Raw genomic sequence first — 543 nt, forward strand, 5'->3', positions numbered from 1 at the left:
CGCACCACCCGGCTTGACGTACCCCAGGTCGACGATCTCCTTCATCGCCTGGAACGTCGCCTGCACCGCCTCGTGCGACCAGCACTCCGGCCGCAGGTTCTCCAGCGCCAGGCGGACCTCGTCGCCACCCTCCTTGATGGCCGACTCGATCGCCAGCGTCTGGTAGTAGGTCGCCGCCTCCGTGCCCCAGACGAACAGGTACTTGCCCGCCTTCTTCGCCTCCGCGCCGAGCTCCTTGGCCTCCGCCCAGGTCGTCGGCGGGGCCCACCCGTTCTCCTCGAACAGGCTGCCCGAGTACCAGACCCCGTAGACCGTGAGCACGTAGTTCAGGGCGGCGAACTTGTCGCCGTAGGTCCCCGGTGCCAGCACGCCGCCGTAGAGCGTGTCGCGGATCGTCGTGCCCTCGAGGTTGGGGGCGTCGATGACGTCGGTGAGATCCTCGAGCTGGTCGAGGATCGTGTTGAAGCCGATCGACTGGGCGCCCGAGTTGTCCACGAGGTCGGGCGGGTTGCCGCCCACGAACCGCGGCTGCAGCTCGGTCGC

1 protein-coding gene is annotated in these 543 nt (G+C 68.7%); it reads right to left on the reverse strand.

The window, feature by feature from the left end; translation table 11 throughout:
• On the reverse strand, window positions 1–543 hold a 543-nt coding region (locus EYB28_RS19700), incomplete at both ends, for an extracellular solute-binding protein (protein WP_166852947.1).

The sequence above is a fragment of the Isoptericola sp. BMS4 genome (assembly GCF_011634835.1).
Classification (GTDB): domain Bacteria; phylum Actinomycetota; class Actinomycetes; order Actinomycetales; family Cellulomonadaceae; genus Isoptericola.